General features: G+C 66.0%; 19 protein-coding genes. 5 read left to right on the forward strand and 14 right to left on the reverse strand.

The window, feature by feature from the left end; all coding sequences use genetic code 11:
- Positions 1 to 105 precede the first annotated feature (105 nt).
- Positions 106 to 855 carry a tRNA1(Val) (adenine(37)-N6)-methyltransferase gene (locus QEG70_RS13090; protein ID WP_308721076.1) on the reverse strand — a complete coding sequence of 250 codons (750 nt, stop codon included), beginning with the start codon at positions 853 to 855 and terminating at the stop codon, positions 106 to 108.
- A gap of 204 nt (positions 856 to 1,059) precedes the next feature.
- Between QEG70_RS13090 and QEG70_RS13095 the strand changes: the two genes are divergently transcribed.
- A complete protein-coding gene (locus QEG70_RS13095) occupies positions 1,060 to 2,064 on the forward strand; it encodes a polyprenyl synthetase family protein (protein WP_308721077.1) in 1,005 nt (334 codons plus the stop codon).
- A 120-nt stretch (positions 2,065 to 2,184) separates the two neighbouring features.
- Here QEG70_RS13095 and murI read toward each other — a convergent pair whose 3' ends face one another.
- Both murI and QEG70_RS13105 read right to left on the reverse strand, forming a co-directional pair.
- On the reverse strand, positions 2,185 to 3,018 hold the full coding sequence (murI, locus tag QEG70_RS13100) for a glutamate racemase (RefSeq protein WP_308721078.1): 834 nt from the start codon (positions 3,016 to 3,018) through the stop codon (positions 2,185 to 2,187).
- A 15-nt stretch (positions 3,019 to 3,033) separates the two neighbouring features.
- Positions 3,034 to 3,795, reverse strand: coding sequence for an orotate phosphoribosyltransferase (locus QEG70_RS13105; RefSeq protein WP_061273257.1), 762 nt, complete (start codon positions 3,793 to 3,795; stop codon positions 3,034 to 3,036).
- Between the two features lie 227 nt (positions 3,796 to 4,022).
- Between QEG70_RS13105 and QEG70_RS13110 the strand changes: the two genes are divergently transcribed.
- A complete protein-coding gene (locus QEG70_RS13110; RefSeq protein ID WP_159262624.1) occupies positions 4,023 to 4,277 on the forward strand; it encodes a hypothetical protein in 255 nt (84 codons plus the stop codon).
- Positions 4,278 to 4,436: 159 nt separating this feature from the next.
- Here the strand turns inward: QEG70_RS13110 and gltA are convergent, their stop codons facing one another.
- From gltA to QEG70_RS13130, 4 genes are all read right to left on the reverse strand, one after another.
- On the reverse strand, positions 4,437 to 5,735 hold the full coding sequence (gene gltA, locus QEG70_RS13115; protein ID WP_308721079.1) for a citrate synthase: 1,299 nt from the start codon (positions 5,733 to 5,735) through the stop codon (positions 4,437 to 4,439).
- Between the two features lie 215 nt (positions 5,736 to 5,950).
- Positions 5,951 to 6,478, reverse strand: a complete 528-nt coding sequence (locus QEG70_RS13120; RefSeq protein WP_308721080.1) for a SixA phosphatase family protein — start codon at positions 6,476 to 6,478, stop codon at positions 5,951 to 5,953.
- Between the two features lie 8 nt (positions 6,479 to 6,486).
- Positions 6,487 to 6,804: a chorismate mutase gene (locus QEG70_RS13125; protein WP_308721081.1), complete on the reverse strand. Its 318-nt coding sequence runs from the start codon at positions 6,802 to 6,804 to the stop codon at positions 6,487 to 6,489.
- 45 nt (positions 6,805 to 6,849) lie between these two features.
- Entirely contained in the window at positions 6,850 to 7,626 is a 777-nt protein-coding gene (locus QEG70_RS13130; RefSeq protein WP_308721110.1) for a metallophosphoesterase, read from the reverse strand.
- Positions 7,627 to 8,154: 528 nt separating this feature from the next.
- Here QEG70_RS13130 and QEG70_RS13135 point away from each other — a divergent pair.
- Positions 8,155 to 9,672, forward strand: a complete 1,518-nt coding sequence (locus QEG70_RS13135; RefSeq protein WP_308721082.1) for an acetyl-CoA hydrolase/transferase family protein — start codon at positions 8,155 to 8,157, stop codon at positions 9,670 to 9,672.
- A 166-nt stretch (positions 9,673 to 9,838) separates the two neighbouring features.
- On the opposite strand, the gene QEG70_RS13140 is transcribed toward QEG70_RS13135, so the two are convergent.
- From QEG70_RS13140 to QEG70_RS13170, 7 genes are all read right to left on the reverse strand, one after another.
- Positions 9,839 to 14,374 carry an AAA family ATPase gene (locus tag QEG70_RS13140; protein WP_308721083.1) on the reverse strand — a complete coding sequence of 1,512 codons (4,536 nt, stop codon included), beginning with the start codon at positions 14,372 to 14,374 and terminating at the stop codon, positions 9,839 to 9,841.
- 2 nt (positions 14,375 to 14,376) lie between these two features.
- On the reverse strand, positions 14,377 to 15,000 hold the full coding sequence (locus tag QEG70_RS13145; protein ID WP_308721084.1) for a thioredoxin domain-containing protein: 624 nt from the start codon (positions 14,998 to 15,000) through the stop codon (positions 14,377 to 14,379).
- Positions 15,001 to 15,131: 131 nt separating this feature from the next.
- A complete protein-coding gene (locus QEG70_RS13150; protein WP_308721085.1) occupies positions 15,132 to 16,049 on the reverse strand; it encodes a hemolysin family protein in 918 nt (305 codons plus the stop codon).
- Positions 16,046 to 16,549, reverse strand: coding sequence for an rRNA maturation RNase YbeY (gene ybeY / locus QEG70_RS13155; RefSeq protein ID WP_308721086.1), 504 nt, complete (start codon positions 16,547 to 16,549; stop codon positions 16,046 to 16,048). The genes QEG70_RS13150 and ybeY overlap by 4 nt, the downstream gene beginning before the upstream one ends.
- A 43-nt stretch (positions 16,550 to 16,592) precedes the next feature.
- Complete coding sequence (locus QEG70_RS13160) at positions 16,593 to 17,654, reverse strand: PhoH family protein (RefSeq protein ID WP_308721111.1); 1,062 nt, start codon at positions 17,652 to 17,654, stop codon at positions 16,593 to 16,595.
- A gap of 89 nt (positions 17,655 to 17,743) precedes the next feature.
- Entirely contained in the window at positions 17,744 to 19,150 is a 1,407-nt protein-coding gene (miaB, locus tag QEG70_RS13165) for a tRNA (N6-isopentenyl adenosine(37)-C2)-methylthiotransferase MiaB (RefSeq protein ID WP_308721087.1), read from the reverse strand.
- A 3-nt stretch (positions 19,151 to 19,153) separates the two neighbouring features.
- Positions 19,154 to 19,276 carry a hypothetical protein gene (locus tag QEG70_RS13170; RefSeq protein ID WP_255210374.1) on the reverse strand — a complete coding sequence of 41 codons (123 nt, stop codon included), beginning with the start codon at positions 19,274 to 19,276 and terminating at the stop codon, positions 19,154 to 19,156.
- Between the two features lie 288 nt (positions 19,277 to 19,564).
- On the opposite strand from QEG70_RS13170, the gene QEG70_RS13175 reads away from it, so the two are divergent.
- Both QEG70_RS13175 and QEG70_RS13180 read left to right on the forward strand, forming a co-directional pair.
- On the forward strand, positions 19,565 to 21,511 hold the full coding sequence (locus QEG70_RS13175) for an autotransporter assembly complex protein TamA (protein WP_308721112.1): 1,947 nt from the start codon (positions 19,565 to 19,567) through the stop codon (positions 21,509 to 21,511).
- Positions 21,511 to 25,713: a translocation/assembly module TamB domain-containing protein gene (locus QEG70_RS13180; RefSeq protein ID WP_308721088.1), complete on the forward strand. Its 4,203-nt coding sequence runs from the start codon at positions 21,511 to 21,513 to the stop codon at positions 25,711 to 25,713. Before QEG70_RS13175 ends, QEG70_RS13180 begins: the two co-directional genes overlap by 1 nt.
- Position 25,714 lies beyond the last annotated feature (1 nt).

The raw sequence follows: 25,714 nt of genomic DNA on the forward strand, positions 1-25,714 counted from the left end.
AGGTTTTTGGTGAAGCTTTTTTCAAAAAGCTTTGCAAAAACGCCGCCTTTTTGAAAAAAGGCGGCGTCCGGAAGCTTTTATCTTTTGTCAGCCATACCACTTCGCTCACGGCATGAGCGGCATACCCTGTTCCAGAATGGCGCGGGCTTCTGGCGTAAAGCGGCCATCGGCCTCATGCAGCACAAGGCCGGGCAGCATTTCGCTGCCCGCGCGTGAATTCGCCCGTCCCTGCACCAGCATGATCCGTGCGGCCTGCCCCGCGCGGGGCCAGAAAGGCAGCACCCTGATCCGGCCCAGTTGCGCGCCCTCCATGGCCGTGCAGCAGGCCGCCAGCAGGGTGCTGGGCAGGGCCAGCGTCAGCGTGCCGTGGTGGCGTAGCTGGGCGGCCATGGCGCGCACCCAGCCACCGAGCGCGCCAGTGGGCAGGCGGCGGGCAAGGTCGCGCTGGCTGTGCGGCGAGGCCGATGACTCCTGCCCATGCCAGGGCGGGTTGGCAAAGGCGTGGTCGATGCGGCGCAGGCCGGGGCCGGACAGCAGCGGGTCATCGGGCAGGGCAGGCAGGGTGGCATGGCGCACATGCAGGTCGTGGCGATGGTTGAGCAAAAAGTTATGCCGGGCCAGCGCCGCGGTGGCGCCATCATGCTCCAGCCCGATTCCTGTCAGCCGGGGCACCCGATTCGACAGGCAGAGCAGTCCCGCGCCCGCGCCGCATCCACCTTCCATGACGATCTGGCCAGGGCGTGCAGGCACGAAAGCAGCCATCAGAACAGGCTCAAGTCCGGTCCTGTTTCCGGTCGAAAACTGGCGATAGACCACCTTTCCGCCCAGCAGGTGGCCTGTGGTTACAGGGTCCATGCCCGTGGGGGGGAGAGGCAGGTCATGTGCTGCTCCGTGCCGTGTGCCTGTGTGCTCCGGCTTGACCGTTATTCCAGCGCCGCCCATATACTCATTCTATGTTCATACATTCGGAACCGGGAGAGTAACCTTTTGGCCCTAGCAGTTAGTCTGCCGGAATCCGACGAAACGGCAAGTCAGAAAGACGAAGGGGCTCGCCGCCCGATGGCAGATGGATCAGAAGTCGCCCTGCGCGATCTGGCGGAATATCTTGCGGATGACATGGCGGCGTGCAACCGCGCCATTGTCGAGCGGATGGACAGCCCGGTCGCCCTTATTCCCCAGCTTGCAGCCCACCTTGTGGCCGCCGGTGGCAAGCGGCTGCGCCCGCTGCTGACACTGGCCTCCGCCCGGCTGTGCGGCTACGAACCCGATGCCACGCACCAGCGCCACGTGGCCCTGGCCGCCTGCGTGGAGTTCATCCACACGGCAACGCTTTTGCATGATGACGTGGTGGACGAGAGTTCGCTGCGCCGGGGCATGGCCAGCGCCAATGCGGTGTTTGGCAACAAGGCATCGGTTCTGGTGGGGGACTTCCTGTTCGCCCGCTCGTTCCAGCTCATGACGGATGACGGCTCGCTCAAGGTCATGAATATCCTCTCGTCCGCTTCCGCCACCATTGCGGAAGGGGAAGTGCTGCAGATGTCCACGCAGAATGACCTCTCCACACAGATCGATCAGTATCTGGAAGTCATTCATGGCAAAACTGCGGCATTGTTCGCCGCAGCCTGCCGCGTGGGGGCCGTCGTGGCCGATCGGGGCGAGGCGGAGGAGCGCGCGCTCGAAACCTATGGCACCAATCTGGGCATGGCCTTCCAGCTCGTTGATGACGCGCTGGATTACGCCGCCGACCAGGCCCGCCTGGGCAAGACGGTGGGTGATGACTTCCGTGAAGGCAAGATCACCCTGCCGGTGCTGGCCGCCTATGCCGCAGGCTCGGCGGAGGACCGTGCCTTCTGGCAGCGTGTGATCGAGGAAAGCGAGCAGAAGCCTGAGGATCTCGATCATGCCCTGCGCCTGATCGAGCAGACTGGCGCCATCCGCATCACGCTTGAGCGTGCAACGGAATATGCCGATGCGGCGCGTGAGGCACTATCCATCTTCCCGCCCAGCCGCCTGCGCCAGATGCTGCAGGATACGGCGAGCTACACCGTCAACCGCCTGCGTTAAGCAGGCGGGGCGGCTTGCCCTTTCCGGAATCGTGAAATCAGAAGAAGTTTTTGGTGAAGCTTTTTTCCAAAAAGCTTCAAGAAACGCTGCTTTTTGAAAAAAGGCGGCGCCCGAAGGCTTCTACCCTTTGTGTGCAGCAGCCGGGCTGGCGTCGAATAGCCTTGGCACGTCCTGTCCATAGCCCAGGGCCGACAGCCCCGGCCGTAGGGCCGCAAGATCACGCGGCGGGGCGGTAAAGCAGAACTGATCGGGCAGGGAAGAAGCGGGGCCGGTCAGGGCTGGGCACGAGGCCAGCACGCGGGTGACCTGCCGGGCCACGGCGGGCGCAGGGTCCAGCCAGGTGACATGCGGGGGACCTGCTTCACGCATGGCATCAAGCAAAAAAGTATAATGCGTGCAGCCCAGCCCCACGACGTCGATTGCCGCGCCGCCGGGCTGCCCGAACAGGCCCGCGAGTTCCGCCCTGAGCAGGGCGGGGTCGGGCGGCGTGCCGCGAAAGGCGTTTTCCGCCATGTCCGCCAGTCCGCGCGCGCCGTGGGCGAGCAGGGTGCAGTCAGGCGCAAAGCGGGCGCTGAGTGCCTTCAGGTAGGGGCGGTGCACGGTGGCCCGCGTGGCCAGCAGCCCGATCGTGCCAGTAAGGGTCTGGTCGGCGGCCCATTTTATGGGCGGCACGCAGCCCACGAAGGGCACGTCATAAGCAGCCCGCAGGCTGTCGAGCGCGAGCGTGCTGGCGGTATTGCACGCCACCACCACCACGCTGGGCTGCAGGCGATCAATCGCTGCCCCCATAAGGCGCACGATCCGCGCGCGCAGGAGGGTGTCGGGCTGTTCGCCGTATGGGAAGACGGCCGTGTCAGCCAGATAGTCGATCGGTATGCCGGGCAGGAGCGGGCGGAGCTGGGCTACGATGCCCAGCCCCCCAATGCCCGAATCGAAGGCAAGAACACGCGCCATCAGATGGCCCGTGGGTCAGGCCCCGGCATCACGCTTGGCCTTGAGCGCCAGTGCCTCTTCAGCACTGCCCACGCCGCCATGCTTGGCTGACCATGCACAGGGGTCTTCAAGGAAACGACGCACCTCGGCGGCATCCTTTTCCGAGAAATAGGGCTTGCCCGCGCAGGCTTCGAGCACATCCCACCAGGTGCACAGCGCATGCAGGCTGATGTCCATATCCGCCAGCGTGCGGTATGCGCCGGGGAAAACGCCATAGAAGAACACCACGAAGGTGTGGTCCACGATCGCGCCCGCCTTGCGCAGCGCGTTGGCGAACTGCACCTTCGATGAGCCATCGGTGGTCAGGTCTTCCACCAGCAGGGTGCGCATGCCCTCGGGCACATCGCCCTCGATCTGGGCATTGCGGCCAAAACCCTTGGGCTTTTTGCGCACATAGGCCATCGGCGCCATCATGCGGTCCGCAATCCAGGCGGCGAAGGGAATGCCCGCCGTCTCGCCGCCCACCACGGCGTCGATGCTTTCATAGCCGACATGGCGGCCGATCTTTTCCACCGCCAGTTCCATGATCTTCTGGCGCGCGCGGGGGAAGAAGATGATGCGGCGGCAATCGATATAGACCGGGGATTTCCAGCCCGAGGTGAGGGTGTAGGGATCATCGGGACGGAAGTTGACGGCCTTGATTTCCAGCAGCAGGCGCGCGGTCATGAGGGCTGCGTCGCGGTCCCATGCGGTTGTGCCTGTTGAAAGTCCTGCCCCATTCCCCGTGGCGTCGTGCATACCCTGTCTCCGGCCAAATGAATTGCGTGTACTGAATGTCAGCACAGACGCTTAACCGCAACAGGGCGGAAAATCCATCGGTGTCCGGGCCAATGGGGGTGGAATTGCCAAAAAAAGGCCGCATCGGAAATATAACGTGACCCGATCAGCAGAGTGTGAGTGCTCGCGTACCTTGCCCCCACGGGGTATTCGCTCTAGTATCTCAATATTAATAATCATTCTCACTAGTGGATCATCGCATCGTGTCTGTTGAAAACAGTCGCATCGCCCGCAAATGCGAGCGTGCCGTAATCACCGCCTACCAGGAACTGCGTGGCGTCGGGACAAGCGATGTGTCGGCTTTCCATGCCTGCACGACCCTCTACCGTATCCACCACCCCGAATCCTCGCTCAACGAGGCGCGGCGCCTGGTGTCGGAATGGATCGACCATCATGTCATCCAAAAGCGCCCCGGCCCGACTCCCGGGTGTGAGTGCGACTGATCCATCCGGGCGAAGGATGTCATGCAAAAGGGGCAGGCTGCATCATGCAGCCTGCCCCTTGTTTTTACGACTGGGTTCCGCCCGTGAAGCGGGACCTGAAACGGCAGGACCATTTGCCGTGCCGGGCGGGCAATACCCCGTCCGGCACGGCTGTTTCAATCAGGCCCGCTTGTCAAACGGCACGAAATCGCGCTCGGGCGAGCCGGTATAGAGCTGGCGGGGGCGGCCGATGCGCTGGCCGGGTTCTTCAATCATTTCCTTCCACTGGCTGATCCAGCCGGTGGTGCGGGCTACGGCAAACAGCACGGTGAACATGCTGGTGGGGATGCCCATGGCCTTGAGAATGATGCCGGAATAGAAATCGACATTGGGGTACAGGCTGCGCTTGACGAAATATTCGTCATGGATCGCAATCTTTTCCAGTTCGATGGCCAGGTCGAGCAGCGGGTCGTCCTTGATGCCAAGCTCGCCGAGCACCTCATGGCAGGTGGCCTGCATGATCTTGGCGCGCGGGTCGAAGTTCTTGTACACCCGGTGACCAAAGCCCATCAGGCGCACGCCGCTTGTCTTGTCCTTCACCTTGGCGATGAATTCAGGGATGTTGTCCTTGTGGCCGATCTCGGCCAGCATCTTCAGCACCGCCTCGTTGGCCCCGCCATGGGCAGGCCCCCACAGGGCCGCGATGCCTGCGGAAATACAGGCAAACGGATTGGCGCCCGTCGAGCCCGCAAGGCGCACGGTGGAGGTTGACGCATTCTGCTCATGGTCTGCATGCAGGATCAGGATGCGATCCATGGCGCGGGCGAGCACCGGGTTGATCTTGTAGGGCTCGCTCGGCACCGCGAACATCATGGACAGGAAGTTCTCGGCATAGGACAGGTCATTGCGCGGGTAGATGAAGGTCTCGCCCTGCGTGTATTTGTAGGCCCAGGCCGCGATGGTCGGGATCTTGGCGATGATGCGCATGGCCGACTGGTAGCGTGTGGCAGCATTCGAGACATCGAGCCCTTCATGATAGAAGGAAGACAGCGCGCCCACCGTGCCGCACAGGATGGCCATGGGGTGCGCATCACGGCGGAAACCGTTGAAGAAATTGCGGATCTGCTCGTGCAGCAGCGTGTGGTGCTTGATGGAATTCACAAACCCGTCGTACTGCGCCTTGTCGGGCAGTTCACCGTTGAGCAGCAGGTAGGCCACTTCCATGAAGGTGGCCTGTTCGGCCAGTTGCGCAATGGGGTAGCCACGATGCAGCAGCACGCCTTTTTCACCATCGATGAAGGTGATCTTGCTGGAGCATGACGCGGTCTCGCCATAGCCGGGATCATAGGTGAATACGCCAGCCTGGGCAGGCAGCTTGCGGATGTCGACGACCTCCGGCCCCATCGTGCCGGACAGCATGGGCAGTGCAACATCCTTGCCGTTTAGCGAGATTGTGGCAGTTTTTCCGGACTCGCTCATCTACAACTCTCCTCCTGGGGCCACGCCTGCGCTGGTGGGGCAGGGGGCCATGTCTCCAACCTCCGGGCATTCTGCCGTTCATGCGGCAGTTTATCGCTATGCCCAAATTATATGCCCGGCGTGCCGCACGGGGCGGCAGTCATCGGGCCTCGGGTCTGACGATAGGAACGAAACCCCCGCCGTGGCAATCCATGCCCCCCTTTGCCGCAATGACATTATTGGCAAGACAGGGCGTTGAGGCGGATTTCATGATCGGTGGCGGAATTCCATGGTTTTTCGGCGGTAAAGCAGGCGATGGAGGCGGGCGGGAAGCCACGCTGCATCGCCTCTTCAAGGGGAGGCGGGCAATGCCGCGCCGCCCAGTCAAACACCAGGGCGCCCAAGGCCGGATTGTGCCCTAATACCATGATATTGCTTGTTTTATCGGAAATGGCATAGAGCATGTCACGCACCGTTTCGGCAGTTGCCTCATACAGTTCGTTCACATATCGGATATCGGGTTTCTGATCGCCATAAAATGATCCCAGCGCCGCAAGCGTTTCGACCGTGCGCCGCGCGGGGCTGACAAGCACCAGTTGCGGGGCAAAGGCCCGCGCCCGCGCCCGCAGCCACGCGCCCTGGGCGCGGGCGCTGTCACGGCCATGCGGGGTGAGCACGCGGTTGAAATCGGCCTGCGGGCCGATATCGCCAAACGCGGCGGGCGCGGCCTGGGCATGGCGCATGAGCACAAGCTGGCGGGGCATGGCGGCGGTTACTGGCCTGTGCCCGCGGCAATGGCCTCATGGTGGCGAATGACCTCGCGGATGATGAAGGCCAGGAATTTTTCCGCAAAATCGGGGTCGAGATGGGCGGCGGTGGCCAGGTCGCGCAGCCGGGCTACCTGGCGTGCCTCACGCGCGGGGTCGGCGGGCGGCATGTCGTTGGCGGCCTTGAGCCTGCCCACCGCCTGCGTGTGGCGAAAGCGCTCGGCCAGCATATAGATCAGGGCGGCATCGATGTTGTCGATGCTGCAGCGCAGCTCTTCGAGCTTGCGCCGGGCTGCGTCCTGTCTGGCCTCGGTGGTGTTCATCGGTGTCCGCGCTCCTGCGTTGAAAAAAGAGGGATGAAAAAAGACTTACAGCACCGGCGGGAGGTCGATCCACGCCAGATGTCCCCCCTTGCCAGCCCCGGTATCGGTAAAGATGGCCCGCCCGCCCATGCGGCCATGGCGCACCCAGGGCCGCCCATCGGTGGAGCGGCGGTCATGCCCGCAATAGACCGTGTAGCCTGGCGGAATGTGATCGACCCAGTTCAGCCTGCGCTCGGGGTAGCCATCCTTCTGCATGCGGCCCGTCGTCTCGCCAAACAGGGCGCGTGACAGCAGGGGTGTTACCGTGCCCAGCCCCGGTGGCGGCAGTTCGCCCAGCATGCGGGCATGGAAGCCGCCATGCACGAATATGGACTGCCCCAGCACGATCCATGCTGGCGCGCGCGCCAGATCGGCCAGCGCGCGCTGGTACACGTCGCTGTTCTCCTCGCGCAGGAAGGCGGTCAGCGTTTCCATCAATGGGGGGTCGCGGCGCATCTTGCGGCCCTGCAGCGCGCGGGCCAGCTTGCGGTCATGGTTGCCCAGTATGAACAGGCCGCGCCCTTCATCAATCAGGCGCTGCATCAGGCGGAATGCGCCCGCGCTGTCCGGCCCGTAATCCACCAGGTCGCCCAGTTGTATGACAAACCGGTCGGTCGCGGCGGCATGGCGGAAGGCATGCAGGTCGCCATGCACATCGCCCACCACGCGCAGGGGGCGGCCGGCCAGCAGCTCTGCCAGCGGGTGCGTGGGCAGGGCAGGAGGGGCCGGAGGCACGGTGGCTTCCCGCCCGGTAGCAGGCGGGAATATGGCATCCCGTGCCATGACAGGCCGATGGGAGGGAAATCGACGTCTCAAACGAAAATCCTCTCCTGTTGATGGCCGGTCCGGGTTGTGCCCCTTGCTGGGTCTGGTCTCCTATTATTCACAAGATTGGCCGCCATGCACTAGGGGGATGGGCAATAATGTATCCTTAATGACACAAACCGGTTGCATCCGGGTAACGATATTGTACAGGAAAAATCGGAATATAGTGACCAGGACACAGACCGGCATAAGGCCTTTTGCCCCAGCCGCGGGCGTGGCTGATGGAGCAAACGTGAAACCGCCAGCCGGAGTCAGGGCAGCCTGTCACACTCTTTTGTTGTGACGTAGCCTGCAGGACGGAGAACAGATGAAGGCGTCATGCCGAAGTGAAACGCAGGGAGGGGCGCCGTGGTGCAAAGGGAATACCCGCGCCACTGCCGCCGCCCCGGCAGATCGGCCCCGGCCAGGGCCGTGACGACGGCATACGACATATCCGGCGCGGTCTCGACCGGCCGGGCATAACGATAAGAGTTTGAGGGAAAGTTCATGATCGACCACACCCGAATCCGGAATGCGGCGCTCCGGGCCAAGATCACCACCGCCGAGCAGGCGGCCTCCCTTGTCCGCCCGGGCAGCACGGTGGGCACCAGTGGCTTTACCGGCGCCGGTTACCCCAAGGCCGTGCCCCAGGCGCTTGCCGCATTGATGGAGCGTGCGCACGCCGAGGGTAAGGAATACCGCATCCGGCTGCTCACCGGCGCCTCGACCGGGCCGGAGCTTGATGGCGCGCTCGCCAAGGTCAACGGCATCTCCTTCCGCATGCCCTATAATTCCGATCCCGGCCTGCGCGCGCGCATCAACAAGGGCGAGACCGAATATCTCGACATGCATCTCAGCCATGTCGCCCCCATGGCCTGGGCGGGCTTCTTTGGCACGATTGACACCGCCATCATCGAGGCCACCGCTATCCGTGAAGATGGCAGCATCGTGCCGTCCTCTTCCGTCGGTAATTCCAAGACCTGGCTCGATACCGCCAAACAGGTGATCATCGAAGTCAATAGCTGGCAGGACGCAGCGCTCGAGGGCATGCACGACATCTGGTACGGCGCAGCCCTGCCGCCGCACCGCCAGCCCATTCCGCTGCTGCGCCCCGATGACCGCATCGGCGGCACTTCGCTCAAGGTCGATCCCGCCAAGATCGTAGCGATTGTCGAGACCAATGCGCCCGATCGCAACGCCCCGTTCTCGCCGCCGGATGAAACCGCTCGTGGCATTGCGGGCCACCTGATGGAATTTTTCCGCCATGAAGTGAAGATGGGCCGCCTGCCGCCGTCGCTGCTGCCGTTGCAGTCGGGCGTGGGCAACGTTGCCAACGCCGTGATGGGCGGGCTGGAGGAAGGCCCGTTCGATGACCTGACCGCCTACACCGAGGTGATTCAGGCTGGCATGCTCGGCATGCTGGAAAGCGGCAAGATGCGGGTGGCCTCGGCCACGGCCTTCTCGCTCAGCCCGGAAGCGGCGGAATCGCTCAACAGTCGCATGCGCGAGTTCCAGAAGAAAATCATCCTGCGCCCGCAGGATATCAGCAACCATCCCGGCCTGATCCGTCGCCTCGGCTGTATCGCCATGAACGGCCTGATCGAATCGGACATCTATGGCAACGTGAATTCGACCCAGATCATGGGCTCCAAGATCCAGAACGGTATCGGCGGCTCGGGTGATTTTGCCCGCAACGCCTATATCTCGGTGTTCATGACGCCATCCACCGCCAAGGGCGGCAAGATTTCCGCCATCGTGCCCATGGCCTCCCACGTCGATCACATCACGCAGGATTCGCAGGTGCTCGTGACCGAACAGGGGCTTGCCGACCTGCGTGGCCTCTCGCCCAAGCAGCGCGCGGAAGTGATCATCGCCAACTGCGCCCACCCCGATTACCGCCCGATGCTGCAGGACTACTACAAGCGCGCCCGTGCGGGGTCGTTTGGCCAGCAGTCGCCGCATCTGCTGACCGAGGCGCTTTCGTGGCACCAGCGCTTCATCGAGACCGGCAGCATGCTGCCGTAAGGGCCAACCGGTAACTGACGGGATGCGGTCAGGTACCGCCCCCGTCGTACCATATATCGGCAATCATTAAAGTTTTTGGGTGCCGCCTTTTTTCAAAAAGGCGGCGTTTTCTTTCAAAGCTTTCAGGGAAAAGCTTCACCCAAAACTTTCATTTCTTATCAATGCATTATCTGGCGGGTTCGGCATCCACCATTTCGGTCGCGCGTTCGAGGTCAACCGACAGCACGCGGCTGACCCCGCGCTCCTGCATGGTCACGCCATACAGCCGGTCCATATGTGCCATGGTCAACTGGTGGTGGGTCACGACAAGGAAGCGCGTGCCCGCTTCCGCCACCATATCGGCCAGCAGGGCGCAGAAGCGGCCCACATTGGCGTCATCAAGCGGGGCATCGACCTCATCGAGCACGCAGACCGGGGCCGGGTTGCAGCGGAACACCGCAAAGATGAGCGACAGCGCGGTGAGCGCCTGCTCGCCGCCTGAAAGCAGCGAGAGTGTTGCGAGCTTCTTGCCCGGCGGCTGGGCATAGATTTCCAGCCCCGCCTGAAGCGGGTCGTCATTGCCCACCATGCCCAGATGCGCGCGCCCGCCATTGAACATGCGGGCAAACAGCGCCTGAAAATGCTGGTCGATCTGCGAGAACACGGCCATCAGCCGCTCGCGCCCCTCGCGGTTGAGCTGCCCGATCATGCCGCGCAGGCGGGCTATGGCCGATTGCAGTTCGTCACGCTCATGCAAAATCGTGTCGATCTTGCCCGATGCGTCCTGCGCCTCAAGCTCGGCACGCAGGTTGACCGGGCCAAGCTCGTCGCGCTGGCGGGTCAGGCGGGCCACCTTGCGGCGCAGGCCGGTCTCGGCATTCACGCTCAGGTCAGTGGGCACCACGCCCGGCGGTGGCGTTGAATCCGCCTGCAACTGCGCCAGCAGCACCTGTGCCTGTTCGCGCCTGCCTTCAGCGCGGACCACGGCTTCACGTGCCGCGGTCAGCACCTCTTCCGCCGTGCGGCGGCCCTGCTGCACTTCCGCCATGCGGGTTTCGGCCTGTTGCAGTTCCGCCATTGCCACGTCATGGCTGGCTTCATGCTGTGCCAGTTCGGTTGCAATCGCATCGCGCCGGGCACGGACGGCAACCGGCTGGGGGGCCACGCGCTCATGCTCGGCCCGGGCATTGCGCAGGCGGGTTTCGGCGGCCTCGGCTTCGAGGCTGGCCGCCTCCACGCGGGCGGTCCACTGCGTCATGTCCTGCGCCGATGCGTCAAAGCGCTGGCGCAGGGTGGCGTCCTCCGTGTGCAGGCGGGCCAGGGTCTCGCGCTGCTCGGTTTCCTGCGCGCGCAGGCTTTCGGCCTGTTCGCGCAGGCTGGCCAGCGCGTGTTCCAGCCCGCTCATGTCGGGCAGGGCTTCAAGGCGGGCACGGGCGGCGGCAACATCCGCCTCCGCCTGTTGCAACCCTTCGGCCAGATCGGCCATGCGGGCCTGCCGGGCTTCAAGCCGCGTACCGGTCTCGCGCATTTTCTGCTCAAGGGCTGCGCGGGCATTGCGGGCGTGCTCGAGCCGGGTCGTGGCCTCTTCCACCACGATCCGGGCCTGTTCCAGCGCTTGGGCCGCCTGTGTCGCGGCAGCGGTGGCCTGCCGGGCCGCCTCTTCGGCCAGAGCCGGGGCGGGCAGGGCGGCAAGCTGTTCGCGCCGGGTGGCCAGTTCCCGGCTTGCGGTGTCGTGGTCGTTTTCCAGCCGGGCCTGTTCGGGCAGCAGGGCCTGCAGGCGCGTTTCCGCCTCGCTGTGCCGGGTTGTTGCGGCCTGCAGGGCGCGGCGGGCCTGCTCAAGGGCTGATTCAGCCTGCTGATGGCGGGTCCGCAGCGCCTTTTCGACATCCTGCGCCTGCGTGGCCGCCTGCGCTGCCGCCTGCTGGGCGCGGGCAAGCTGGTCGAGGTCGGGCAGGCTGGCTTCCTGTTCCGTGGCGCGCGCGCAGGCGGCCTCGGAATCCGTCAGGGCCGCCTGGGCCGTGGCCTGCTGCACCGAGAGCGTGTCGATCTGGGCCGAGATGGTGGCGTGCTGGCGTGAAAGCTCGGCCTCGGCCGTGCGGGCGGTTTCCAGCGTGTTCTCGGCGGCCATGCGGGCGTTGCGTGCCGTCGTCAGGGCTTCGCCTGCGTGCTGGCGGGTGGTTGTGGCGGCCTGTGCCGCCTGTTCCAGCGCCGGGAGCGCGCCGCGCAACTGCGCGAGTTCCGTGCGCAGGGCGCGCAGGCGGCCGAGCTGTTTGAGCCTTAGCGCCGCGCGGTCGGGCAGGTTGGGGGCCTGTGTGTAGCCATCCCACCGCCAGAGTGCACCCTCGCGGGTGACAAGGCATTGCCCCGGCGTCAGGCTGGCCTGAAGGGGCGCGCCATCCATGCCATCAGGCAGCAGCCCGGCAGCACCGAGTGCCCGTGACAGGGCAGGCGGGGCTTCAAGCACGGTGGAAAGCGGTTTGATGCCCGCAGCCGGAAAGGGCGCGGGTGCGGCAGGCGGCAGGTCATGCCATGAGCGCGGCGCCGTGCCCTTGACCACCGCCTCAAGCCCATCGGACAGCACGACCGCCAGCGCGGTTTCCAGCCCGGCGGGCACATGCAGGCTGTCGGCCAGCGTTGTGCCGTGGGCCGGGTCGGCCTGCGCCTCGCTGTGCAGCGCGCGGGCGAGGCCATCGGCTTCCGCCTCAAGACCCGACAGGCTGGCGCGGGCCTCTGCCAGGCGGCCGGCGCAGGCTTCATCTTCCTTTGTCGCGGCAACACTGGCCGCCTCGGTCGTGGCCATGTGCTGGCGGGCGGCTTCCAGTGCGGCGGCGGCAGCCTCTCGTCTGGCCACGAGCGCCTGCAGGGCCGCATCGGGCACGGCCTGCGCGCGCAGGCGGGTCATGCTGGCGGCGAGTGTATCGACTGCGTCGCTGGCGCGCTTGTGGGTGGCCCTGGCCGCGCGCAGCGCTTCCTCGGTGGCGGTGCGGGTGGCGCGGGCTTCCTTCAGGCGGGCATTGGCCTGAATTTCGGCCTGTGTTGCCTGCGCTCGGGCCTCCTCCGCCGTGGCACGTTCGGCGCGGAGGCGATCAAGGGCCGTTTCGGCCTCGGTCGCACTCAGCGCCAGGCGCGTGCGCTCGGCCTCGGGCACAAGTTCGGCGCGGGCGTTGCGCACATGGTTGCCCAGCGTCGCCACGTCGCGCTCAAGCACTTCAAGCCTGCTGGCGGCGGTGGCGGCATCCTGCGTGGCCTGCGCATGCACGCGTAGGCTTTCGGTCGCGGCATTGCGGGCCAGGTCGGCCTGCAACGTGGCATCCGCATGGGCGCGGGTGGCGTCCTCGCGGGCTGTCAGGGCGGTGGCGGCTTGTTCTTCGGCCACGCGGATCTGTTCATCGTGGGAGGCAATGGCCTCTGCCGTTGGCATATCGGCTTCCAGCGCCGCAATCTCGGTGGCGAGGGCTGCGTGCTGCGTGGCAAGGCGCTCATGCGCGGCCGTGGCGGTGGCAAGCCCTTCGCGGGCCTGCGTTGCCTGCAGTTCCGCCTCGCGCATGGTGGTGGTGGCTTCTTCCACGCGGGCCGCCATCTCGGTTATGGCCTGTGCCAGCGTGGCGCATGCGGCCTGCGCTGCCTCGCGCAGGGCGGGCAGGGCGGAGAGGCGTTCTGCTACCTGAACCCGCTCGGCCTCGAGCTGCCCGAGCATGAGGGTGGCGTCATCACGCCGTGCAAGGGCCGCAGCCTGCACGCCTTCGCATTCGGCAAGGCGTGTCTGTGCCTGTTCCAGGGCTGCCTCGGCGCGGGCGAGTTCCTCGGCAATGGTTTCAGCGCGGACCTTGAAGCGTTCGAGTGCCGTGCGCCGCGCATCGAGTGCCTCGCGCAGGGCGGGCAGGGCTTTTGTCACTTCGTAATCGGTGAGAACGGCGGTCTCGGCCATTTCCTCGGCGGCCCTGAGGTCGGTGCGCGCGGCATGCAGGGCTGCCTCGCCCTCGGTCACGCCCTTGTGGGCGCGGGCATGCAGCAGCGCCAGAAGGGCGGTTTCGGAGTCGCGCAGGCCCTGCGAGAATTCGCGGTAGCGGGCCGCCTGTTCGGACTGCTCCTGCAGGTCACCAAGCCGGGATTCGAGTTGCAGGCGCAGGTCTTCCGCGCGCGCGAGGTTGGCCTCTGTCGCGCGCAGCTTGAGTTCGGCTTCGTGGCGGCGGCCGTGCAGGCCGGTAATGCCGGCTGCTTCCTCCAGAATGGTGCGCCGTTCCTCGGGGCGGGCATTGACCAGCGCCGAGACGCGGCCCTGGCTGACCATGGCCGATGAGCGCGCGCCCGAGGCCAGATCGGCAAACAGGGTCTGCACGTCGCGCCCGCGCGTGGTGCGGCCATTGATGCGGTAGCCGCTGCCCGCGCCCCGTTCGGCCCGGCGGCAGACCTGAAGTTCATCCTGCCCGGTAAAGGGGGCGGGAGCGATTTCGGCGGCCCCTTCCAGCGTAAGCGTCACTTCCGCCATGTTGCGCGCGGCCCGCGCGGTGGTGCCTGCGAAGATCAGGTCATCCATTTCGCCGCCGCGCAGGGCGCGGGCATTGGTCTCGCCCATGACCCAGCGCAGCGCCTCGACCACGTTGGACTTGCCGCAGCCATTTGGCCCGACGATGCCGGTCAGACCGGGCAGGATATCGACGGAGACCGGGTCGGCGAAACTCTTGAAGCCTGCGATGCGCAGCCGGACGAAACGGGCGGTCATGCTCAGCGGGCCGCCGCTTCAACCTTCTGGGCAAACTGCTCGTAGGTCAGTTCCTGCGCCACCTGCTCCTTGTCATTGAAGCGGAAGGTGGGCGTGCCGTCGATCTTGTACTGGGCCTGGGCGCGGTCTTCCTCATCCATGATGGCATGGCGCAGCTTGTCGTCATGGACGGTCTGCTGGAACAGGTCGGATGACATGCCGGCCAGCGCCGCCATTTTCTGGATTTCGGCCTCGGATTCCGCCGGTTCCTTGCCAAAAGCCCAGCGATCCTGGCTCGACAGCAGTGCGAGCACGAACGGCTCGTAACGCTCTGGGGCCAGCGCGCGCGCGACCATGCAGCCGGTCAGCGCGATCTGGTCGAGCGGGAAATCACGGAAAATGTAGTACACCTTGCCCGTATCGATCAGCTTGCTGCGCACTTCGGGAAAGACCTCGGCGGCAAAACGCGCGCAATGCGTGCAGGTGAGCGAGAAGAATTCCTCCACATGCACCTTGGCCGCCGGGTTGCCCACGGCGCGGATGGACAGGCGCGGGTCTGCCGCCTGCGCCATGGCCCGGCCAGACAGCAGGCCGCCAGCCATGAGGGTGGGGGTAAGGGCAAGCAGGGTGCGGCGTGTGATGGGCATCAAGGTCACTCTCCGGTGGGGACAGGGGTGGGGCATGGCCCCGGCGGGGATCAGTATTAAGGCCGTGTGGGGCGTGCGTAAATCCATCATGCCCTTATCGGATGGCGCGCCCGTTCGGGCGCGCCATCCGTTCAGGCCTGCTGCGGGGCTGCCTCGCGGGGCGGCAGGCGCACGCGCACGTGGCGGATATGGCGGGCATCCGCATCAAGGATGCGGAACACCATGCCGCTTTCATGCGTCACGATCTCGCCGCGCGTGGGCACGTGGCCCGCAAGGCGGAACACAAGGCCGCCCACGGTCTCGATCTCGGCCTCGCGCTCCTCGCGCGTGAGCACAGGGCCGACTTTTTCCTCAAAGGCGGCAACGGGAGTGCGGGCATCGACATCGAGCGTGCCGTCGGGCCGTTCGCGCATCATGCTCACGGTCGGTTCGTCATGCTCGTCGGAAATATCGCCCACGATGGTCTCGATCAGGTCCTCGATGGTGACAAGGCCGTCGATGCCGCCGTACTCGTCAATGACGAGGGCAAGATGCACATGCCGCAGCCGCATCTGCAAAAGCAGGTCGAGCACGGGCAGCTGGGGGGCGACCATGAGCGGCTGGCGCAGCAGCGGCTCCATGCGGAAGGCCTCCGATGTGCCGACATAGGCAATCAGGTCCTTCACATGGATCATGCCCACGATGTCATCAAGCTGGTCGCGATAGACCGGCATGCGGGAATGGTTTTCCCGCCGCATCATGGCCAGCGCCTCATCAAGGCTGATATCGACCGGCATCGCCACGATGTCGGCACGCGGGATCATCACGTCATCCGCCGTGATTCCACGCAAGCGCAGCACGTTGGCGAGCAGCGCGCGCTCCTGCCGGTCGAGTTCGGAGGCGTGGGGATTGGCGTCATCCCCCGCCGCATCATCAGCTTCCTTGACCAGCGCGGCAATGGAATGGCGCAGCCCCGGTTCAGCCCGCCTGCGGCTGAACAGCGACAGGAATCCCTTGCCGCGCGACCCGGACGGAGGCTCCTCGTTGGCATCGGTGCCGGGGCGGCTCATGAGCGTGCCCCCCGCGTTACCATGCGGCCCGGCTTCCACGGGTTGGCAACGCCAAGGCCGGACAGGATGCGGGCCTCGAGCATTTCCATCTCGCGGGCCTCGCCGGGGTGGTGGTGGTCATACTGGGCCAGGTGCAGCACGCCATGCACCACCAGATGCGCCAGATGGGCCGCCATGTCGCGCCCTGCCGCCTGCGCCTCGCGCGCCACGGTCTCGAAGGCGATGATGATGTCGCCGCCCCAGAGGCCGCCCGCGGCCGGGTATTCGAATGTCAGGACATTAGTGGGCTTGTTGCGTCCGCGATGCTGCCAGTTCATGCGGGCCACCGTGCGGTCATCGGCCAGCACCACCGTGACCGGGCCGTGGCAGCCCGTGGCCGCGAGGGCCGCACGGGCCGCACGGTCAACCACGCGGGCAGGGTGGGGGACGGCGCGGTTCCAGCGCCTGTCCGCCACCGTGACATCGGGGGCATCGCGCCCGGCCTTCAGGTCAGGCTGCATGGCCCGCCCTGCTGCGACCCCGCCCGCGTGGGCAGGGCCTGTGCTACTTCGAGGTTTCATCGTTCTCCTGCTGCGACCGGGCGCGGTGGGGGCGGCGTTCGGCCCCGGCACGCTGGTCGTATGCCTCCACTATACGCGCCACCAGCGGGTGGCGCACCACGTCACGCGATTCAAATCGCATCATGCCGATCCCGGGCAGGCCGTCGAGAGTATCGACCGCCTCCCGCAGGCCGGATGTCACGCCACGCGGCAGGTCAACCTGGCTCAGGTCGCCGGTAATGACCATGCGCGTGCCTTCACCCATGCGGGTGAGGAACATCTTCATCTGGGCGGGCGTAGTGTTCTGCGCCTCGTCCAGAATGACAAAACAGTGCGCCAGCGTGCGCCCGCGCATGAAGGCGAGCGGTGCCACCTCGATCTCGCCCGTGCCCATGCGCCGGATCACCTGATCGCCCGGCATCATGTCATGCAGGGCGTCATACAGCGGGCGGAGGTAGGGGTCGATCTTTTCCTTCAGGTCGCCGGGCAGGAAGCCCAGCCGCTCGCCTGCTTCCACTGCGGGGCGCGACAGCACGATGCGGTCAACCTGGCCTGCCTGCAGCATGGCTACCGCCTGGGCTACGGCAAGGTAGGTCTTGCCCGTGCCTGCGGGGCCGAGGCCAAACACCATTTCCTGCCGGGCAAGCATGGCCATGTATTCGGCCTGGCCAACCGAGCGCGGGGCCACGGGCCCGCGCCGGGTCATGATGGTGGGCAGGTCGGCAAGCGTCGGGCTGGCGGGGGGCGTGGCGGTACGGGTGTCGGGCATGGCGGGCAGTCCTCCCGTAGCAGGGCGTGGCGCGGGGGCCGAAAAGGCATGGGCGGCAAGCCGGATGGCGGTATCGACGGTGGCGGTATCGACCGTCTGCCCCACTGTCGCGCGGCGGTAGAGTTCGGTCAGCGCGGCCTGTGTCAGTTCCACCCGCTGGGCCGCACCCGTAATGGCGATGCGGTTGCCCCGACACGCCAGCCGGACATCAAATCCACGTTCAAGATGCAGCAGGTGGCGGTCATGGTCGCCCACAAGCTGTGCCAGCAGCACGTTATCTTCAAACTGCATGGTCACGGTGCGGTCATTGGCCGCGGCCGTGCCACCGGGGGTACGCCGCCCGCCGCTGCGACGGGGGGCGTGGAGCGTGGATTGTGTCTGTTCTCTCAAGCCCTGTCTGTCTCCTCTGTCAGGACACCACCAAGCGAGTTGGTGTACCTGTGGCGGATATCCACATTGGCGATCTGGCCGATCAGGCTGTCCGGGCCTTCAACGCTCACGGCCTGCAGCCATGGGCTCTTGCCCGAAACCTGACCCGGCTTGCGCCCCCGCCCCGTAAAGAGCACGGGCACCACCTGGCCTATGGTTGCATCATTGAATGCATCCTGCTGCACGCGCAGCATGGCCTGGAGTTCCTGCAGGCGGGCATCCTTCACGTCCTCGGGCACATGCATGCCAGCGCCTGCGGCGGGCGTGCCGGGGCGGGAGGAATACTTGAAGGAATAGGCCTGCGCGAAGCCGATCTCGTCAATCAGGCGCATCGTGTCGGCAAAATCGGCATCCGTCTCGCCGGGATGGCCCACGATGAAGTCAGATGACAGGGCAAGGTCGGGCCGCGCCTCACGCAGGCGGGCCACGAGCGTGCGGTAGTCATCGGCCGTGTGCCCCCGGTTCATGGCCGCGAGCACCCGGTCGGAGCCGGACTGGACCGGCAGGTGCAAAAACGGCATGAGCTGCGGCAGGTCGCGATGGGCTGCGATCAGGTCATCCTCCATGTCGCGCGGGTGCGACGTGGTGTAGCGGATGCGCTCGATGCCCAGTTCACCGGCCAGCACGCGGGCAAGGCGGGCGAGGCCCCAAGTGCGGCCATCCGGGCCTTCACCATGGTAGGCATTCACGTTCTGGCCTAAAAGCGTGATCTCGCGCACGCCGCCTGCCACGAGCCTGCGGGCCTCATCGATCACGGCCTGCGCGGGCCGGCTGCTTTCCGCCCCGCGCGTATAGGGCACGACGCAGAAGGAGCAGAATTTGTCACACCCTTCCTGAATGGTGAGGAAGGCGGAGCCGCCTGCGGGCGCCGCGCGGTCGGCGGGCAGGAAGTCGAATTTCTGCTCGACGGGGAAGTCGGTCTCGATCACCGCACCCGCCGCGCGGGCGGCACGCGCCACCATCTCGGGCAGGCGGTGATAGGTCTGGGGGCCGAGCACGATGTCGACATAGGGCGCGCGGGCCAGGATTTCCTTGCCCTCCGCCTGGGCAACACAGCCTGCCACCGCGAGCACGGTGGCCGCACCCTGCTCGGCGCGCGCCTCCTTGACCTTGCGCAGGCGGCCGAGTTCGGAGAACACCTTCTCGGCCGCGCGGTCGCGGATGTGGCAGGTGTTGAGGATGATCATGTCAGCCGCATCGGGCGTGCTCACGGCCCGGTAGCCGAGCGGGCGCAGCACGTCGGACATCCGCTCGCTGTCATACACGTTCATCTGGCAGCCCCATGTTATGACATGAAGCCCCCTGGTGTATGAGGTGCTGGCTTGTGGCGTAGCCACGCCGGGGCGGGGAGACAGGCTGTTCACGGGTCAGGTATCCTCAGGCATCATGGCGGGCACGCGCCCACGCAACGGGGGCAAGACATCGGGCCTTGCCTGCGCGCGGTCAAGAGGCTTGCCGCCGATAAAGCCGGGAACACATGGTCTGCCCATCAACGCTCCTGGTGCGAAGGGTGGGGTGGCCGGATGCGGCCCCCCTGCCTGCTCAAGCCTGATCATGCCTGCCGGAATCGGGGGTATGTCAAGTCAGGAACGCGGGCGTGGAGACAGTTTGCAACATCCCTGGCCCGTTTTGCCCTTCAATGCGACAAATTCGGAACTTATTAAGGGCAGGGCGTTAATATCGGTTTGATCATGCATGGCGGGAATGGCAGACAATACCCTGTGGGCGACTGACCGCATGAAAGAAGACAGCAACAGGGGCAGCACCGTTTGACAGGATTGCGTCATCTCCGCCTGGCAGCCAGTGCGCGGCGCGGGGCCGGTTATGTCAGCCTGTTCGCGGTCATGACGGTTCTCCTGCCGGGGTTGCCCGCGGCCTTCGCGGCTGACCCGCAGGACTACACCACAACCATCCGCCCCACCGGCAATGCCGACCTCGATGCGGCGCTCAAGGCCTCTTCCGACCTGCTTTCGCTGCAGAAAACGCAGGCCGTCAGCCCCTTTGCCCTGACCGGGCGCATCCATAACGACTATTCCCGCCTGATCAGCGCGCTTGAAAGCTATGGCTACTACGCGGGCAGCATCACCATCACCATAAGCGATGGCAGCCACAAGGGCGGCACGCCTGGCGATGGCGGGCAGGACGGGCGGGACCCCGACCTGCCGGAATGGATGCAGGCGCTGCCCGCGGGGCACAAGGCGCAGGTGAGCATTGCGGCAAGCACCGGCCCGCTGTTTCGCATCGGCACGGTCACGCTCAACCCCGACAAGGGGGACGCGCCCATCCACCTCAACCCTACCGAGGCCGCGGCCTTTGGCATGAAGCCGGGTGCGCCCGCACAGGCCGAGGCCGTGCTGACGGCGGGGGCGGCACTCCAGACCGCCCTGACGGAGGAAGGCTACGCGCTGGCCCATGTCAGCACCCCGCAGGCCTGGCTGCGCCCTGCCACCCATACGCTCGACATTGCCTATACGGTGCATCGCGGCCCGGTGGTGAACCTTGGCGCCTTTGCCTTTGGCGGCCTGCAGCGCACGCATCCGGCCTATATCGCGCGCAGGCTGACCATTGCGCCGGGCGAGCTGTACCAGCCCTCACGCATCGAGCGCGCCCGGCAGGACATTGCCTCGACAGGGCTGTTTTCCGATGTGCAGGTCAATCATGGCGATACGCTCGCCCCTGATGGCTCCATGCCGCTCGATTTCGGCTTTCATGAAGGCAAGCGCCACAGCGTGGGGGCGGAGGGCGGGTATTCAACCGACCTCGGTGGCCGCGCGGGCGTGACATGGACACATAACAACCTGTTCGGCAACGCCGAGCGGCTGCGGCTGACCGCGCTCATCACCGGGCTTGGCGGCTCGGCGGAGCAGGGGCTGGGCTATGATTTCTATGCCGACCTGATGAAGCCCGATTTCGGCTCGCGCCAGCAGAACCTCAGCGCCCGCATCGAGGGCATCAAGCAGGAACTCTATTCCTACCGCCAGACCGCGCTGCTCGCGCGCATCGGCATCGTGCGCCACGTCAACCGGCACTGGAACGTGTCATTCGGCGGGCAGATCGAGCAGGAACAGATCGAGCAGATGCGCAACACCAACAGCTACTTCATCCTCTCGGTGCCGCTCACGGCCAATTACGACGGCACGGGCGTGGACAACCCCATCACGCCCGCCACCCATGGCGTGCGGATCGGGGCCAGCATCACGCCCTCGGCCTCCTTGACCGATGGCACCTCGTTCTTCGCCATCATGCAGGCCACGGTCTCGACCTATTTCGACCTCAAGCACTTTGGCCTCAGCCGCCCCGGCCGCAGCGTGCTGGCGTTTCGTGGCACCATTGGCAATGTGGAAGGGGCCTCGACCTTCGCCATCCCGCCCGACCAGCGGCTCTATGCCGGTGGCTCGGCCACGGTGCGCGGCTTCCGCTACCAGGGCGTTGGCCCGCAATTTGCCAATACGCGCTACGCCATTGGCGGCACCTCGATGGATGCGGGGTCGTTTGAATACCGCCAGCGCATATTGCAGAAATTCGGCGCGGTGGGCTTTATCGATGCAGGCCAGGTCACGGCGGACCGTACGCCCTTCCAGGGCACGGTGCGCGTGGGTGCTGGTGCCGGGGCGCGCTATTACACGCCCATCGGCCCGGTGCGGCTTGATGTGGCGGTGCCCCTCAACCGCCCCGCCAAGGGCGACAAGTGGGAGCTGTACGTGGGTTTGGGGGAGACATTCTGATGCCGCAGGACACGCCATCCTCCCCCCCGCCGCGCACGGGGCGGCGCATCGCGCGCACCTGCGCCCTGGCATTTGGCATTCCCTTCGGGCTGGTGGCCGCAGCGCTGGCCATGGTGTTGGTGGCGGCCAATACCGGGGCGGGCCAGCGCGAGATCGAGCGCCGCCTGCCGGGGCTGACCGGCAGCAGCGTGCACCTGTCGGGGCTGGGCGGCCGCTTTCCCGATGCGCTGCGTGTGCAGCATCTTGAACTTGATGACTACAGGGGCGCGTGGCTCTCGATCGACGGGCTCGCGCTTGACTGGTCGCCCCTGCGGCTGCTCACGCGGCGGGCGGTGATCAGCAACCTGTCCATGGCGCGGCTCGCCATTCCGCGCCTGAGCGAGGATGACCCCGCTCACCCGCCCAAGCCTGAAAAACCCTCGAGCGGCAGCATCCACATGGGCGTGGACATCAGGGCCGTGCATGTGGCGCGGATTGACGTGGGGGCAGCCCTTGCGCAGGTTCCCGCCGCCTTCAGCCTGAACGGCCATGCCAGCCTGGCCGATATTGCCCCGGTGCTCGACCATTTCTCGATCGCCACCCTGCCGCCTGCCGATATCGCGCTGAAGGTGGCGCGGCTCGATCATCCCGGCAGCCTTGATCTTGTAACGAAGCTGGGCAAGGCCGACGTGGCGCTGGACCTGCACGCCAGCGAAGGGGCGGATGGTTTTCTCGCCACGCTCAGCCATGTGCCGGCCCTTGCGCCGCTTGACCTCTCGCTGGGGCTGCATGGCCCGCGTGCGAACACGCAGCTCGCGCTGGCGCTGGCCACGGGCGGCATTCATGCCAATGCACATGGGCAACTCGGGCTGCTTGATCACCACATGGCGCTGGAGGTCGCGGCCCATAGCGATGCGGTAACGGCAACTGGCGGCACGGGCTGGCAGGGGGCTGAGCTTGCCGCCCATCTGGGTGGCACGCTGGACCGCCCCACGGGCAATGGCACGCTCGACATCGACCGCCTGACCTATAACGACACCAGCTTCACCAACCTGCATCTGGTCGCCGACGGGCTGAGCGCCCCGGTTGCGGGCCAGCCGGAACATGCGGCGCTGCATGCCACCGTGACGGGACTGCGCATTCCGGGCAGCCAGCCCATGCTGTTTGCCGCCGACCCGCTGAAACTTGATGTGCTGTGGCGGCCGGACGCGCCAAAGGGGCTGGTCACGCTATCGCTGGCGCATCCGCTGGCGCAGGTGACCGGGCAGGCCACCACCACGCAGCCAGTGACCGCCACCTTCCATGCCGATCTGCCCGACCTTGCCCCGCTGGCAGCGGCGGGCGGCACTGACCTGCATGGCCATGCGGGCCTTGATGGCAGCGTGAGCCTGCCCGCAAAGGGGCAGGACGGGCAGTTCGGCCTCGAGAGCCAGATCGTGCTTGATGGCGGCCTGCCGGTGGCTGTCGGGCTGGTGGGCGACAAGGGGCATGTCAGCGTTGCGGGCACCCTGACGCCGGGCGCGAAAGGGAGCAATATAATCCGTTTCACCACGTTGCAGGTGCAGGGCCGCACCCTGCAGCTTGATGCCACGCCGAGCCAGATCGTGACCGGCACGCCGCTCAATGTGGATGCCACGGCCCATCTGGCGCTGTCGGACCTGCATGTGCTGGCGCCAACACTCAAGGGGCACATGCAGGCCGACCTGCATGCGACAGGCCCGGTCAATGACCTCATGGCCAGCCTGAAAACACAGGCCAGCATCGCTGCAAGCAACACGGCGGCGGGTGACGTGCAGGCCAGCCTGACCATGGCGCACCTGCCACAGGTCAGGCAGGGGGAGCTTGCCATATCCGGCACGGTGGACCGGGCACCCATACAGGTCAGCGCCCACCTTGACAGCAATGCCGATAACAGCCGCCACCTGCAGATCGCCCAACTGGGCTGGAAAAGCCTTGGCGGCACGGCGGACATGACGCTGCCCGATGGCCACAAGGTGCCAACCGGCATGCTTGATGTGCACATGACCCGCCTGGCTGACCTGCATGACCTGACCGGGCAGGACATCAGTGGCCATGTCGCGGCCACCGTGCATACCACCAGCGCCACGGCCACGACGCCTGCCGCACTGGCGGTGAATGTGGACGGCGCGCTCAATGCCGCCATCGCGCGTATCGACCGGGTGGTGCTCAAGGGCCATGTGCTCGACCCCACGGGCGATGCGCCCACGACCGATCTCGACCTTGTGGTGGATAACGCCCATTTCCGCGATATGGGGGGGCGGGCGCATGTTACGGCCAGGGGGCCGCTTGCGGCGCTGGATGTCAACGCCCAGTCCACGCTCGATACACCCTGGACCGGCCCCGCCACGCTGGACACGGCGCTGGTGGCCAATATCAGCGGGCAGTCGGTGGGCGTGCGCCGCCTTGTGGCGCAGGCGCGCGGCGAGCAGGTACGCCTCGATGGGCCGGTCAGCGTGGGGTATGGCAAGGAGATCGCGCTCGACCACCTGCGCGTGAGCCTGACGCCCCCGCGCGGGCAGGCGGGCAGTATCGAGGCCAGTGGCAAGGTCAGCCCGGTGCTTGACCTGCATGTGGCGATCAACCGCCTCTCGCCCGACCTGCTGGCCCCCTTCGTGCCCGCGCTGCACGCGCAGGGCCAGCTCTCGGCCGAGGCCCGGCTGACGGGCACGCCCGCCAGCCCCACGGGCAAGGTCAGCCTGCGTGGCACGGACCTCAGATACCATACCGACTATACCTCATCGCTCGCCCCGGCCTCGATCGAGGCGACGGCCAACCTCAATGCGGGCATGGCGCGGGTCGATGCGCAGATCGAGGCGGGGCCGCAGGTCAATCTGGGCCTGCATGGCACGGCGCCGGTCAACAAGGCCGGGCAGATCACTCTGCAGGCCGATGGCAGGGTGGACCTTGCGGTGGCCAATGCCTATCTGGGCGCGCAGGGCATGCAGGCGGGGGGCAACCTGCAGGTGGCGCTGGGCGTGCGTGGCACCCCGGCCCAGCCCCGGCTCAATGGCACGCTGAGCCTGAGCAATGGCCTGTTCCATGACTTTGGCGAGGGCATACAGCTTTCATCCATGCAGGGCACGGTCAACGCGATGGGTGACAGGCTGGTCATTGCAACGCTCACCGCGCAGGCGGGCAAGGGCAGCCTTGCGGCCTCGGGCAGTTATGGCGTGCTCCAGCCCGGCCAGCCGATCGACCTGCACGTCCATGCCGACAATGCCCGCCCGCTGGCCAGCGACCTGATTACCGCAACACTCAATGGCGACCTTGACGTGAAGGGCCAGCTTGCCAGCCGGATCGACGCCACCGGCAACCTCACGCTCAAGCGGGTGGACATCAACATTCCCGATTCCCTGCCCACCTCGGTCGCGCATCTGGATGTGATCCGGCCCGAGGATGAGAAAAACCAGGAAAAAATCGTCAAATCCACCCCGATGGTGATCGGGCTGGGGCTGGATGTGACCTCGCCGGGGCAGTTCTATGTGCGCGGGCATGGGCTGAATACGGAAATGCACGGCCATATCCACGCAGGCGGCACCGCAACCGCGCCGGTGATGACGGGGGCATTCTCGCTGGTGAAGGGCGGGTTCTCGCTCGGCGGCATCTCGCTCGACTTCAGCAAGGGGCAGGTGGGGTTCAATGGCGTGGGGGTGACGCATGCCATCGATCCGACGCTGGATTTCGTGGCCGAGCGCAGCACCAATGATGGCACGGCCCGGCTGAACGTGGGCGGCTACGCCAGCGCGCCCAAGATCACGTTCTCGTCCTCGCCTCCGCTCTCGCAGGACCAGATCTTGGCCATTCTGCTGTTCGGCACCGATACGCAGTCGCTCTCGCCCACGCAGATGGCCTCCATCGCCGCAGCCGTGGCCAGCATCAGCGGCGGCTCCGCCTTTGACCCGCTGGGCATGGTGCGCAAGACGCTGCATCTGGACCGGTTGCAGATGAGCAGTTCCTCCAACGGCTCGGGCGGCAACGATACCGGGGCCATCGAGGCGGGCAAATATGTCATGCGCGGGGTGTATGTGGGGGCCAAGCAGGCAACGTCGGGCTCAGGCACGCAGGCGCAGGTGCAGGTTGACCTGACCAAGCGGCTCAAGATCAACACCACCGTGGGCACGGGCGGCAACGTGACCGGCTTCACCACGCCGGAAAATGATCCGGGCAGCAGCATCGGCCTGCTTTACCAGTTCAAATACTGAA

It is taken from the genome of Komagataeibacter xylinus (assembly GCF_031081985.1).
GTDB lineage: Bacteria > Pseudomonadota > Alphaproteobacteria > Acetobacterales > Acetobacteraceae > Komagataeibacter > Komagataeibacter xylinus_E.